This window comes from Megamonas funiformis (assembly GCF_010669225.1).
Taxonomy (GTDB): Bacteria; Bacillota; Negativicutes; order Selenomonadales; family Selenomonadaceae; genus Megamonas; species Megamonas funiformis.
In genome coordinates, this window is record NZ_CP048627.1 from 1655830 (window position 1) to 1670052 (window position 14223).

Below are 14223 nucleotides of genomic sequence, written 5' to 3' on the forward strand. Positions count from 1 at the left end.
ATTTTTTTATTCTATATCTTTTTCACTGATTACCATGATTTTATTATCTTTTAATAATTTAGCAAACAATCCATTTCCTTCTACTAATGTATGGGAAAAAGTTCCATCATAAATTGTTTTACTGCCACATGTTGGACTATTCGCCTTCAATATAGCTAAATCTATATTTTTATCTTTTAATTTTTCCCATGCCATATCTACACCATGAAGAAAAATCTCTGTCATATCCTCATTATCCTGTGTTATGACTTTATTATCTTTTATTTCTACAGGCTTTCTAGGAATACTAAGTCCTGTCAATACTTCTGGGCAAATTTTATATACTTCTTTATCTTTTAGCAAATGCTCTATTTCTTCATTATAATTATTTTTGCCATTATATCTACAATTACCACCTAAAAGACAAGCACTTACTGCAATCTTTGAACTTAAATATATTTTTAATTTATTTACGATTTTTTCATCAGCTGCCAGCCAATTCACACTATCTAATTCATCTTTTGTCAGCCACTTTGCCTCATCATGTATTTCTTCATTGATTGCAAAATCATCTATACTGCAAATATAGCAATCCATAATCATATGAAAATTAGGATACGTATAATCTATCGTAGCAAAGTAGCTATCAATTTCAATATTAGCATTTAATTCTTCTTTTATTTCTCTAATTAATGCTGTTTTTTTATCTTCTCCTTCTTCTATCTTTCCACCAGGGAATTCCCAACCACCTTTAAACTCCCCATAACTTCTTTTAGTTGCCAAAATTTTATCTTTATCTTTAATTATAGCTGCTACAACTCTTATACTTTTCATATCTTCACCTTATATCTTAAATTTTAATTATATTTATATCACTCTTTCTATTATATTATAAAAATTATAGCAAAAAGGCAAAATATAATATTTTACCATTATATTTTGCCTTAATTTTATTAATATGTGCTTACAGTTGTTTTGCCTGCAATTACTTTTTGTTCTTTTTCAAATTTTAATAAGCTATATTGGTCAAAATTAGTAGCTATCATTATAGTGATTGGATTATATCCAGCTCTTTTGATTTTTTCAATATCAATTTCTACTAATTTATCGCCAACTTTTACTTCATCGCCAGCTTTGACTAAAACTTTGAAGCCATCGCCTTTCATATTAACTGTATCAATACCTATATGAATTAAAATTTCCATATCTGTATCAAGTTTAAGACCAAGAGCGTGTCCTGTTTCTTCCATTACCATCATAACAGAACCATTAGCTGGTGCTGTAATATATTTTTCAGTTGGAATAATTGCTACACCATCGCCCATAGCACGAGAAGCAAATGCTTCATCAGGTACATTTTCAATAGACACTAAATCACCAGTTGCAAAAGCTTTTAAGCTTGGAGATTTATCTGTGTTAGAAACTAATTCTTCTTTTTGAAGTACATCAGGACCTTGAAGTAAAGCTTCAAAACGTTCACGAACTTGTGGTACAGAAAGACCTACAATTACTTGAATAGCACAACCATTATGAACTAATCCATGAGCACCTGCTGCCATAAATACATTTGTATCTTTTACTAAACTATCATCTTTTACAGTTACACGAAGACGAGTAGCACAGTTTGTAACATCTACGATATTATTTTTACCACCTAAAGCTTCTAAAAATGCAGCAGCTTTTCTATCACGTTCATCGCCTGCTACTTTTTGTTTGTAATCAGCTTTTCTATAAAGTTTGATTTCTTCGTCATCCCCACGACCAGGAGTCTTCAAATTAAGTTTTACAATTAAAAATCTAAATACAACAAACCAAATACATGTGAAGATTAAACCAATGATTATTTGTGTGAGATATGTGTCCCAATGATTATTGAAAAGTGGTATCCAGTTTTGGAATAAATCTGTATCAAGTAAACCACCACCAAAATTACCAGTTACACCAAAGAAATACATAGTAGCTGCTAAAGTACCAGCTAAAATTGCATGAATTAAGAACAATACAGGAGCAACGAATAAGAATGTAAATTCAAGAGGTTCAGTAATACCACATAATACTGCTACAATTGCTGCTGGGAATAACAAAGAACCCACTCTTTTACGATTTTCTTTCTTAGCAGAGAAATAAATAGCAAGTGCGATACCAGGGCAACCAAACATTTTACTCATACCATGTAAAGCAAAACCACCTTGTGGGAATAATTCAATAAGAGGTTTTGTTGATTGAGCAAATTCTTGAATATGTTGAAGCCAATAAGCCTGTATACCACCATCTACAACTGCTGGACCATAAATAAATGGAATATAGATAAAATGATGAAGACCTGTTGGTATTAAAATACGTTCAAGGGATGTATATACCCAAACACCAAGTACACCTGCACCAGTCAAGAAACCTTGTAATGATGCGATTAATGATTGGAAATGTGGCCAAATCAAGCAGAATAAAAGTGCTATAGGTAACATTAGTACAAAACCTGCAATAACAACTAAAGAAGAACCTTTAAACAGACCAAGCCATTCTGGTACATCAACATCAAATAGTTTATTATGTAACCATACAGCTATTGAAGAAATTAAAATAGCACCAACCATACTTGTATCAAGTGTTTTAATATTAGCAATTGTTGTCAGACCACTACCTGGAACAGCTTCTTGTGCAAAATCTACGCCAAAACTTGCTCCCCATAAATTGAGCATTGCGGATATAAAATAATTAAAAATAAGATATATTAAAAATGCTTCCATTACAGCTCTAGCATTTTCTTTTTTAGCCAAACCAATAGGTAGACCAATTACAAATAATAAAGGTAATTGATTAAATACTGTCCAAGCACCTTGTTCGACAATATACCAAAAATCATACCAACCCGTACCTTTTTCGGCTATAGAACCTAATATCATTGGATTTTTACACAAAATTGACACTGCTACAAAGATACCAAAAACCCCAAACATTATGACCGGTGTGAACATCGCACCACCAAAACGTTGAATTTTTTGCATCACAACATCTTTATTAAATGCCATTTCTCTCGCCAACCTTTCTCATTCCCTTAAATATTACACTAATATTACTATTTATGTAAAACTTCTGAATACTTTATTCAAAAATCAAGGCACAAAGTAATATGCTCTGTGCCTTGATTTTTTAGTAATACAATTCTCTTAATATATACTTCTCTTTATTATTTTAATTCAGGCCAATAATCTTTATTTGCTTCAATTAAATCATCTAAAATAGCTTTTGCTACAGATGCACTTGGTACTGTTTTAGATAAAGTGAGTGCTTGCCATAATTTCTGATAGCTACCTGTAATCCATGCTTCTACAACAAGTTTTTCTACAGATACTTGCTGTTCCATCAAACCTTTTTGGAATTGAGGAATTTTACCGATGCAAACTTTTTCATAACCATTAGAACCAACGATACAAGGAATTTCTACCATAGCTGTTGGATCAAAGTTAGAAATAGCACCATCATTTGGTACGATTAAAAGCATACGAGCTTTTTTATTGAAAGCAATAGCTTCTGCAAGGTCTACGATATAGCTTGCATGATCATCACTTTGGAATTTACAATCAACAGCTGTACCTTTTTCTACAATTTCTTTAGCTGCTGCAAATACATTTTTTTCACGATGTTCCATAACTTCATTTGCACGAGTATGGTCTGGATGTTGATTGTCATGATTAAATACATAATCAGAGAATAAGTAATATTTTAAATATGTGTTTGGTAATGTATCTGGGTCAACAGCATAAACATCTTTAGCTTTGCCAAAAGTATCATTCCAACTAGCTTCATCATTATGAGCTTCTGGATTTACAATATAACCATATTTAGCAACATGTTCTTTGATACGTGGCATTAAATCATTACCATCTTTATCGCGGATATCACACCACCAACCAAAATGATTGAGTCCATAATAGCGAACAGTCATGTCTTTTCTGCCACCTGGAAGACCTAAAATTTCAGCCATTCTATCTTCAATACCTACTGGCATATCGCAGATGTTGATGATTTTAGAATTTGGACGAAGTCTTCTAGTTGCTTCAGCTACGATAGCTGCTGGGTTAGAGTAGTTGAGCATCCAAGCATTTGGAGAATATTTTTCCATATAATCTAAGATTTCAATAACTCCACCGATAGAACGCATACCATAAGCAATTCCACCAGGGCCACAAGTTTCTTGACCAAATACGCCATGTTTCATTGGAATTTTTTCATCTTTTTCACGCATTGCATATTTACCAACGCGAATATGAGCCATTACAAAATCTATATCAGTGAATGCTTCTTTTGGATCTGTTGTATAAGAAAATGCAATTTCAGGAGCACGTTCTTTTAATAAGATTTCACATGCTTTAGCAATTTTTTCCTGACGTTCTGCATCATTATCATAAAATTTAATCTGACGAAGTGGGAAACGGTCTGCATGATCTAAAAGCATCATTACAATACCTGGTGTAAAAGTACTTCCGCCACCTGCAATTACAATTGAAGATTTTTTCATAATTAAAACCCCTTTTCTTTAATCATAAATTTCATTTATGTATTAGTTTTTGTTTTTTATCAACCTCATGGCTATATAATAATCTAATACACTCATAAATTCAATAGTTTCAAGGGTTTTAGGATTTTGTTACCTTCACTTGCACTTTATCACAGCCCATGTGATATATCACATCACTATTAAAACACTATATATATTATAAATACTAATGCTTTTATTATTTCCCAAAATTGATATAAATATTTACCGAATTACTTTATCACATAAAAAAATCAGCCTCAAATATCTTTAACAATATTCTCAGCTGATAATATATTATATTTTTTCTATTCATCTACTGTCAACGTATTTTGACAAATGCGATGTAATAATTTAAATAATGTATATCTTTCTTCTGCCGTTAAGCCCTTCAATGCTTTAACACGATGTTTTGTTACTCGTTTTTCTAAAAAATCATAAAGCTCTATCGCATGCTCAGTAAGAAATATATATTTTTCTCTTTTTCCTTGAATGCGTTGACGCTTAACAAGATTTTTTTCTTCCATCTTTTTTATTGTTTTAGATATAGCTGCTGGTTCTACATTCAAACAATTGGCTAATTCTAACTGTGATATATTATCATGTTCTTTAACCATTTTCAAAATAGACCACTCAGAACTATATACATCTGCTGTATAAATCTCACTATTAAGCGTTTTTGAAAAAGCTCTCATCGTTTGATAAAGTTGATGAATTAATAAATCATCTAATCTATCATCTATTTGAGGATATTTTTCACTATCCACTTCTTTTATCCTATCCATATCATACTAATTCCTTTCTGCTAACTATATTCTTCGTTATAGCAGAAAATCTCTTATATGACAACTCATATTTTTATTTAAGCGAGTTCTTCCTGTTGATTTTGCTTTTTTACTTTCTTTTGTAAAACGAAATGATTAAACATGAAGAATGCTATAAATATTACCATAACACCGATTACATAATAATACATATTAACATAACCAATTGAACCAGCTACACTGCCTAATAAAATAATACCACTGCTTGTACCAATATCTAACATATTATAAAAAGTAGCACTAGCACCACTACGACGGTCTGGAGTAACAACATTAAGCATCCATGTCATAAGAGAAGGCAATAATAAACCGCCTCCAAAACCATAGAATACAGAAGCTACTAATAATACAGTTAAAGATTGTGCTGAAACTAATATTCCTAATCCAATCAAATATAAAATACCGCCTGGTAAAATTACCCAGAAGCCACCTTTACTATCAAAAATACGCCCGCCAAAAGGTCTAGAGATAAATACAAATATAGTACCAACTATAAAGAATAAACCTGCATTTTCAATACCTACTTCACTAGTCATCATTGCAATAAAAGTATTTACACTGCCATATGCTGCACCAAATAAAATTGTCAATATTGAAGGTATTCCTGTACCATATTCACACAACTTATGACGGATAGACATATGCTTTTTCTCAGTTGGTAAAGGAGCTTCTTTCGCATTACATAATTTTGCACTAACAGCAGACAAAAAGGTAACTATCATTGAAGTAAAAAATAATATATTTGCACTAAAATCAGTCAATAACATAACACCCAAAGCAGGAGCTACAGCCATAGCCACTGTACTGCCAAGACCAAAATAACCAATGCCTTCTCCACGTCTTTGAGCTGGAATTACATCAGCAACCAAAGCAGCTGCAAAAGTCGTACTAAGACCAAAACCTATACCATGTAAAATACGTGCTGCTATCAAAGAATAAACTGATGTAAACATATCATAGCTCAAAGTAGCTAAAAAAGAACAAAGCAAACCTAAATATAAACATTTCTTCTTACCAAATTTACGCACACCTGCATCTGTAAATAAACGAATAAATATTGCAGAAAAACCAAAAATTCCTGTTATAATTCCAATTTCTGCACCACTAGCTCCAATTGACGCAGCATATAGTGGTAAAGTAGGTAATAAAAAATGAAAACCTGCAAATAATAATCCATTAGCACCAACTAAAGTTATAAAATTTCTTGTCCATAATTTTATATTTGACATTTTACCCTTCCTTTCAATAATCCTCATGAATTAACTAGTTAACTAATAAGCTATATTTATAATTAACTAGTTAATTATAAGACAATATTTAATATAAACTTTATGATTTAACATGTCAATATATCTTGAAAATGTTTATTTTATAAAATATTTTAAAATCTTCTAAATACAATAAAAACAGTATTTTAAAAATATAAAATACTGTTTAAAGTTCATTACTCTATTTGTTCTGCACAATATTGGCTATAACTAACAAACCACATTTCTACTGCTAAGAAAAAACCTAACATAGACTTATATTCAAAATCTACAGTAGCTGGCAAATCTATAGGCGTAACATATATATTTTCTGTGCTGAGTGTTGCTAATGTATTACTTTTTAATTTTGTCAAAGAAATAATAGGAATTTTTTGTAAATATAATTTTTGTGCTACATCTACTACTTTTTTAGACTCACCACTTAAAGAAATAATAATAAATAAATCATTTTCTGTTATATTTTTTAAAATAATTCCTATTTCATCAGGACCTTTTATCTCATAAACTAAAACATTACAATTAACAAATAAACGTGATATTTCACTAGCAACATTTTTCTGTACATGACCTGAAGCATAGACAAATATTCTTTTAGCATTATGTAATAATTTATTTAATCTTGTGAAATCTTGTTTTGCTATTTCTTCCCCTACATTTTTGCATAAATTTACTGTTGCTTCAGCAATATCCATTGATGGCTTTTCTCTCGCTTGACTTATTTCCATTTTTAACATCATTTTCAAATCACTAAAACCATCAAGACCTAATTTCTTAGCAAAACGAAGCACTGTTGTTCGTGAAACATTACAATTATCAGCTATATCATAAATAGAAATGTAACAACATTCTTTTTTATGTGCATAAATATAACGCCATACGATTAAATCTGTCGGATTTAATTTATCTAATTTACTATTAACCAATTCTTCTAATGTCATTTGAATATCTCCTTAAAAAACATAATTTAATATATATTCTTCATAACAAATAGAAATCCTTGTTTTAACTAAAATTTTTATAATCTTTTTTGAAAGTTTCCTACTACATTTATGCTTTCATCTTCAATAATAAATACATTTTCATCATAATCACAAAGAATTTTACGCAAAATTAATGCTTCATCTTTGGACACTACTGTCAATAAAATATTAGTTTCTTCGCCACTGTATGCACCAATCCCCTTAATTTTAGTTACTCCTCGATGAACAGCTTTAAAAATCAAATCCTCAAGCTGTTCTTTTTTTGAGATAATCAACATCGTCATAGTAATATTCTGTAAATGTACTCTATCAATAACAACAGCCGTTACTACTGCAAAAAAAATCGAATATACACCAGCTGAAATATCATATATATACATACAAGTAGTAAATACAAATACATTTATAATATTAAATATTTTACCTACACTCATACTTTTATATTTTTGCATCAACAATAATCCTAATATTTCTTCACCACCACCACTGCCTTTTGATAATAAAGTAATGCCAGCACCTATACCACAAAGAACTCCGCCGGCAATACATGCAGTAATATTTTCAGGCAAAAAACTTTTTTTCTGGTACTGGCACAATACTCAACAATACACTATAACATATTACACAAAAAATAGTTTTGATGATAAAATCTCCACCAAAACGCTTTAAAGAAATATATAACAATGGTAAATTGAGCAAAAAATAAATAATCCCTGTATAATTACCTTCACCCAAATCAATTTCTATTATATTTTCTATCACATAAATCATTATCTGAGAAATTCCCAAAAAACCACCATTATATAAATCACAAGGCAATATAAATACATTAAATCCTATAGAATATAGCAATGAACCACTTATAATATATCCCAATGCTTTCATGTCAAATAATGACTTTAAACATAATTTTAATTGCATATTTTCACCTTTTTCTAAAACATCTATTTTTATAGACAAATAAAACCCAGAGCATTTTGCCCTAGGTTTTATCTATCACTTTTTTATTCAGGAAGTAGCCCTTTTTGTACTAAAAATTCATGTGCCACTTCATGAGCATCTCTACCTTCTACATCTACAGCATAATTCATGTTTCTCATTTCTTCATCAGATATTTGACCATCTAATTTAGCAAATACATCTTTTAATTCTGGGTGCTGCTCTAATAATTTGCCTCTAGTAAATGATACTGCATAAAATGGTGGGAAAAATCCCATATCATCAGGTAACCCCTGTAAATTCAATTTTTTTAGCAAAGCGTCCGTGGAAAAAGCATCTACTACATCGACTTCTCCATTTGCTACTGCTTGATAACGAATAGTAGCATCTAAAGCTTTTACATCTTTAAATTGTGTGCCAAATTTCGCTTCCAATCCTGGCAAGCAATCTTCACGATGCAAAAACTCAGCTGTACAACCAAGTGTTACATCACTAGAGATAGCTAACAAATCACTCATTTTCTCTAGATTGTGTTCTTTAGCAAAATCTGGACGAACACTTAACACATAAGTATTATTAAAACCTAATGGTTTAGACGTTACTACATTATATTTATTTAATAATGTCTCTGATACTTGATTATATACCACTTCTGAATCTGAATTCATTGGCAATTTACAAAAATTCATCAAAGCTGTACCTGAATACTCTACAAAAGTATCAATATCACCATTTGTCAAAGCACTAAAGCAAAAATCTGCACCATTTAAGTTAAAACGACGCTCTACTTTAAAATCAGTATAATGTTCAATTAAATCTTCATACATATATCCCAAAATAAATACTTCTGTAAAATTAGATGTACCTACTACAATTGTTTTCTGAGTAGCATCTTTTATATAAGCATAACCTTTAACACCAAGTGGCATTATCACCAATAAAGTACACAATCCTGCTACTACTACTTTTTGGAATGTATGTTTTTCTAATTTATCATTTTTTATTTGTCCTGCTGGTTTTAACCCTTCTGGCACTAATAGATTTTCAGCTTTAGCTAACATATAATCAATTAATAAAGCTAAAACTGATGCTGGAATAGCTCCTAATAAAACCATATCAATATTAAGACCAATAAGCCCCATATTAATAAACCAACCTAAGCCGCCAGCTCCGGCAAAAGCAGCAATAGTCATTGTTCCCACAGCTGCTACCGTACTAATTCGTATTCCTGCCATAATAAAAGGCATGGCAAGTGGCATTTCTACTTTAATTAATTTTTGCCAACTAGATAAACCTATTCCTTCTGCAGCTTCTCTAAGTTTAGGGTCAATACTGCTAATACCTGTATAAGTATTTTTTATAATTGGCAATAAAGCATAAATTATTACCATGATAATAGCAGGCTTTTCTCCAATGCCTACAAATGGTACAGAAAATGCTAACAGCGCAATACATGGTATACTTTGCATTAAATTGGCTATTCCAATAACTATATTTGACGCAGTTTTATTTCTAGTTATCAAAATACCTAATGGTACCCCGATAGCTATAGATAATAATACCGCCATTGTAGTCATGTTCATATGCTCCATAAAACGAAGCCATACATCTGGATATTTATCTAAAAATAAAGCTAGTAATGAACTATTCATGCTAAAATTCCGTCCTTTTGTCTTACACTATCTTGATATTGACGACTAAGCACTGATAATAGCCTACTTTTTGTTAAATAGCCTACTAATTCATTTTTTAAATCCAATACTGGAACAATGCCGAAATGATTATAATCTACTGTATTAGTAATTTCTTTCAACGAAGTATTTTCATATACTGCATGATAATCATCTGATATAAAATTCTTTAATGAACCACTATATGAATCAAAATTCTGTAAATCAGCTAGCCATACAATTCCCAAAAATTTATTATCTTCCGTAACTAGTACACTATCAACACGAGCATGATTCATTACTTGCAACGCTTGAATAATCGTTCTATCTACAGAAATTTTGCATGGATTTTTCAACATAATATCACTAGCTTTGATAAATTCTGGATTAGACCACAATCTATTTTTGCCCACAAAATTTTGTACATATTCATTGGCAGGATTTTTCAAAATATTTTCTGGAGTATCATATTGTACAATCCAACCTTTTTGAATAATACATATTTTATCAGCTAATTTTATAGCTTCGTCCATATCATGAGTTACAAAGACAATAGTCTTCTTGAATTGCTTTTGTAATTTTACTACTGCATCTTGTAAATCACTACGTGTTACAGGGTCTAAAGCACTAAATGGCTCGTCCATTAAAATAATATCTGGATTAGTAGCAAAAGCTCTAGCTACGCCTACACGCTGCTTTTGACCTCCAGACAATTGACACGGATATAAATATTTATAACTATTTGGGTCTAAATCCACCATTTCTAATAATTCATCAATGCGATTTTCTATATTATTGCTATCATAATTATTTATTCTTAACACAGTTGCAATATTATCATAAATCGTCATATGTGGAAATAATCCTGCATCTTGAACAACATACCCAATACGTCTACGAAGCTCTAAAGTATTTTGCTGACGTATTGAAACATTATCTATCTTTATTAAGCCTCTATCCACAGTCTCCAATTTATTTATAGTTTTCAATAAAGTTGTTTTTCCACAACCAGATGAACCTATTAACACCACAAATTCACCATCATTGATTGTGAGATTAATTTTGTGTAGTACAAGTTTTTCTTTATAAGCCTTGTCTACTTCTTCAAATGTAATCACAATAGTCCTCCTAATTGATAATTGAGATTACGTATATAATACCTTAAATAACATAAAAATAGCCTTAATACTTATCAACATAGTATTAAGACTATATAAAAATTCATCAAATAAAAAAATAGGTATGAAAAATCACACCTATTTTAATTTATTATTTATTTATTAAAAAAATTATCTTTTCCCATCAAAATTCTACTACTATTTAATACTACCGCTAAAGTAGCCGTATTATGAATAATAGCTGCTACAAGTGGATTAATTCTACCCAAAGCACCAAGAAGCATTGCCGCCGAATTAATAGTAATTGTAGCTGTAAAATTTTGACGAATTAATTTCATAGTATTTTGACCAAGTTCTAAAGCGTCCATTAATTTTATTGGATTATCCGAATTAATTGTGATATCCGAAGATTCTACAGCAATATCTGTTCGACGACCACCTAATGCTACCCCTACATCAGCAAAAGCTAATGCTGGCGCATCATTTATACCATCTCCTACCATTAATACATGTCCATTTTTCTGTAGTCTATTTACAATTTCAGCTTTATCTTCTGGTAAAATTTCTGCATAATAATTGTCAATTCCCATTTTATGTGCTACAGTATTAGCTACTTCTTCACTATCTCCTGTAAGCATTACAATTTCATCAATACCATGCCGACGCATCTGATTAAAAGTTTTTTTCATTTGTGGACGTATTGGATCATTAATAACAATTAAACCCATAAGCTTAGCATCACGTGCTACATATAAGATATTATGACCTGGCATAGTTTCTATATCAGAAAAATTATCTAGACCTGTTACTTCTCTATCCATCATAAAATGATGACTGCCTACAATAATATGTCCACCTTTAAATCCATCAAAATCATCCACATTTGCTTCCATACCATGAGCAACTACTGTATCTGAATCTATGTGGTCTGGTACTTTCCAACCTTGTTCCTCTACATAATTTTGAATAGCCACTGCCAATGGATGAACTGAATGAATTTCTGCTGATGCTGCTAATAATATCATTTCTTTTTCACAAACACCCTCAGCTGTATGTGTTTCTACTATTTTCGGCTCACCTACTGTAATTGTTCCTGTTTTATCCATAACTACAGTATCAATATCAGCTAAAGCTTCAATATAGTTACCACCTTTTATTAAAATTCCTTGTTTTGCAGCAGTAGCTACTGCTGCTGATATTGCTGTTGCCGTAGATAATTTTAAACCACAAGAAAAATCAATAAATAATAAATTAAGTACACGTTGCCAATCACGAGTTGCTCCATAAACAATAGCTGCCCCTATAAAAGAAATAGGAACTAACATATTCGCCATTCTATCAGCAAAATTTTGTACAGGAGCTCGGCGAGCTTGTGCATCTTCTACTAAATGCACAATTCTAGCAAGAGATGTATCATCTCCTACTTTCTGTACTAAAATAGTAAGTTGTCCACCCTGTACTACTGAACCTGCATATACTGGATCATCTTGTCCTTTTAAAGCAGGATTGGATTCACCTGTTATTGAAGCTTGGTCAATTGCCGCATTACCACTTAAAACCTTGCCATCAACGCAAATCTTTTCTCCAGTATGCACTGCAATAACATCATTTACCTTAATAGTTTCTATGGGTACTTTTACTTCATGTCCATCATCTTCTACACGCCATACATATTGTTGATCTAATTTCAACAAACTAGATATATGTTTTCTAGCTCGTTCTGCTGCATAAATAGTAAGCATTTCGGCTACATTAGAAAGTGTCATTAAACTTAAACTAGATTCTGGTTTACCTGCTAATACTGAAGCAATAACAGCTGTCGAAGTAAGTGTATCAGCATTTGGCTGACCATCTGTTATTAAACCTTTTAAACCATTTTTAATTACATTACGTGCAATTCCCAATACAAATAAACTACGCACAATATTTAAACTTGTATATACTTGCGGAGCAAATTTTTTCAATACTTGTAAACCCACAAAGCCTACTAAAGAAATAATTGCATCTCGTTTATAAGCTTGTAATTCATTATTGATATCTTTCTTCACTGGCAAAGTTTCTTTTGGTTTATTAACTACCGGTATATTTACTTTATAACCTAAAACCTGTATAATTGCTAATTTATTTATACTATCTTTATAAAATATACGTACTGCCTTTGAATAATATCTTACTAGAACAACATTTTTAATTGCATGTAAACGTAAAGTCAATTTATTTCTTTGATTTACAGTTAAATAAGATTGTAATGGAATTTGACAATATCTCATAGTTTGATTCGTCATTATTTACCAATTCCTCTCAAAATAGAAAATGCCCACCATAGCATTTGTGGTCCATTAGGACGTTGCCCCATAGTTAAAATCTTACGTATACCTCTTAAAGCAAAAAAACTTGATACTAGTACACGTAAATCTATGACATTATTTGTTTTTTTCTTAACCCATTCATTTATCTCTTTCACTACCATTAAAATAGTATCACTAGCCATAGTAGTTGCTTGATTACTCATTTGGGTTACTTTATGTTTAAAAGCAAATACCTTGTTTTTCAACTGTGCAAATATATCATCTATAATATTTTCTACACAACTATATATAATAAGTAAACTTCCCGTATTAATATTAGTAGTAACTTCTTTTATATATGGTAACTCTTTCAATTTTAAACTTAATACTTTAGCTAATTTTTCATTTTGTTTTAAAGCATCAATATAATAACGGCGACGCCCTTTTATAGCATGTGCCAAACGAAAACTTTGTGCTTTTATTTCTTCATTTATAGTATTCAATCCTTGATGTAGTTCTGAAAAACTAAAAATTTTATTATTTCCTCCATCTTTAGAAAAAAATTTTAATAATTGTTGTCCAATAGTTAATCCAATAGCCATACCAGATGCATATGACAT

12 protein-coding genes are annotated in these 14223 nt (G+C 30.9%); all 12 read right to left on the bottom strand.

Annotation, left to right across the window (positions count from 1 at the left end; genetic code table 11):
* Positions 1-6 precede the first annotated feature (6 nt).
* Entirely contained in the window at positions 7-813 is an 807-nt protein-coding gene (locus GXM21_RS08410) for a 2-thiouracil desulfurase family protein (protein WP_008537414.1), read from the bottom strand.
* A 119-nt stretch (positions 814-932) separates the two neighbouring features.
* Positions 933-3008, bottom strand: coding sequence for an alpha-glucoside-specific PTS transporter subunit IIBC (locus GXM21_RS08415; protein ID WP_008537413.1), 2076 nt, complete (start codon positions 3006-3008; stop codon positions 933-935).
* Positions 3009-3166: 158 nt separating this feature from the next.
* Entirely contained in the window at positions 3167-4498 is a 1332-nt protein-coding gene (locus tag GXM21_RS08420) for a 6-phospho-alpha-glucosidase (RefSeq protein WP_008537412.1), read from the bottom strand.
* Between the two features lie 326 nt (positions 4499-4824).
* Positions 4825-5301, bottom strand: a complete 477-nt coding sequence (locus GXM21_RS08425; RefSeq protein ID WP_008537411.1) for a MarR family winged helix-turn-helix transcriptional regulator — start codon at positions 5299-5301, stop codon at positions 4825-4827.
* Between the two features lie 77 nt (positions 5302-5378).
* Positions 5379-6569: an MFS transporter gene (locus tag GXM21_RS08430; protein ID WP_008537410.1), complete on the bottom strand. Its 1191-nt coding sequence runs from the start codon at positions 6567-6569 to the stop codon at positions 5379-5381.
* 215 nt (positions 6570-6784) lie between these two features.
* Positions 6785-7546 carry a MurR/RpiR family transcriptional regulator gene (locus GXM21_RS08435; RefSeq protein ID WP_008537409.1) on the bottom strand — a complete coding sequence of 254 codons (762 nt, stop codon included), beginning with the start codon at positions 7544-7546 and terminating at the stop codon, positions 6785-6787.
* A 77-nt stretch (positions 7547-7623) separates the two neighbouring features.
* Positions 7624-8157 (bottom strand): YitT family protein, encoded by a 534-nt coding sequence (locus GXM21_RS13145; RefSeq protein ID WP_008537408.1) that lies wholly within the window; start codon positions 8155-8157, stop codon positions 7624-7626.
* Positions 8150-8509 (bottom strand): YitT family protein, encoded by a 360-nt coding sequence (locus GXM21_RS13150; RefSeq protein ID WP_008537407.1) that lies wholly within the window; start codon positions 8507-8509, stop codon positions 8150-8152. The genes GXM21_RS13145 and GXM21_RS13150 overlap by 8 nt, the downstream gene beginning before the upstream one ends.
* Positions 8510-8592: 83 nt before the next feature.
* The gene (locus tag GXM21_RS08450) at positions 8593-10179 is read right to left on the bottom strand and encodes an ABC transporter permease/substrate-binding protein (RefSeq protein ID WP_008537406.1); all 1587 of its coding nucleotides are present in this window, start codon (positions 10177-10179) and stop codon (positions 8593-8595) included.
* Positions 10176-11315: an ABC transporter ATP-binding protein gene (locus tag GXM21_RS08455; protein ID WP_008537404.1), complete on the bottom strand. Its 1140-nt coding sequence runs from the start codon at positions 11313-11315 to the stop codon at positions 10176-10178. Before GXM21_RS08455 ends, GXM21_RS08450 begins: the two co-directional genes overlap by 4 nt.
* Positions 11316-11470: 155 nt before the next feature.
* Complete coding sequence (locus tag GXM21_RS08460; protein ID WP_008537403.1) at positions 11471-13600, bottom strand: heavy metal translocating P-type ATPase; 2130 nt, start codon at positions 13598-13600, stop codon at positions 11471-11473.
* Complete coding sequence (locus GXM21_RS08465; RefSeq protein ID WP_008537402.1) at positions 13600-14223, bottom strand: HMA2 domain-containing protein; 624 nt, start codon at positions 14221-14223, stop codon at positions 13600-13602. The genes GXM21_RS08460 and GXM21_RS08465 overlap by 1 nt, the downstream gene beginning before the upstream one ends.

Bases quoted from the DNA above. Each gene is read 5' to 3' on its own strand.
- GXM21_RS08420 (WP_008537412.1), bottom strand. From the start codon at position 4,498: ATGAAAAAATCTTCAATTGTAATTGCAGGTGGCGGAAGTACTTTTACA.
- GXM21_RS08425 (WP_008537411.1), bottom strand. From the start codon at position 5,301: ATGGATAGGATAAAAGAAGTGGATAGTGAAAAATATCCTCAAATAGAT.
- GXM21_RS08435 (WP_008537409.1), bottom strand. From the start codon at position 7,546: ATGACATTAGAAGAATTGGTTAATAGTAAATTAGATAAATTAAATCCG.
- GXM21_RS13150 (WP_008537407.1), bottom strand. From the start codon at position 8,509: ATGCAATTAAAATTATGTTTAAAGTCATTATTTGACATGAAAGCATTG.
- GXM21_RS08430 (WP_008537410.1), bottom strand. From the start codon at position 6,569: ATGTCAAATATAAAATTATGGACAAGAAATTTTATAACTTTAGTTGGT.
- GXM21_RS08465 (WP_008537402.1), bottom strand. From the start codon at position 14,223: ATGTCATATGCATCTGGTATGGCTATTGGATTAACTATTGGACAACAA.
- GXM21_RS08410 (WP_008537414.1), bottom strand. From the start codon at position 813: ATGAAAAGTATAAGAGTTGTAGCAGCTATAATTAAAGATAAAGATAAA.
- GXM21_RS08415 (WP_008537413.1), bottom strand. From the start codon at position 3,008: ATGGCATTTAATAAAGATGTTGTGATGCAAAAAATTCAACGTTTTGGT.
- GXM21_RS08460 (WP_008537403.1), bottom strand. From the start codon at position 13,600: ATGACGAATCAAACTATGAGATATTGTCAAATTCCATTACAATCTTAT.
- GXM21_RS08450 (WP_008537406.1), bottom strand. From the start codon at position 10,179: ATGAATAGTTCATTACTAGCTTTATTTTTAGATAAATATCCAGATGTA.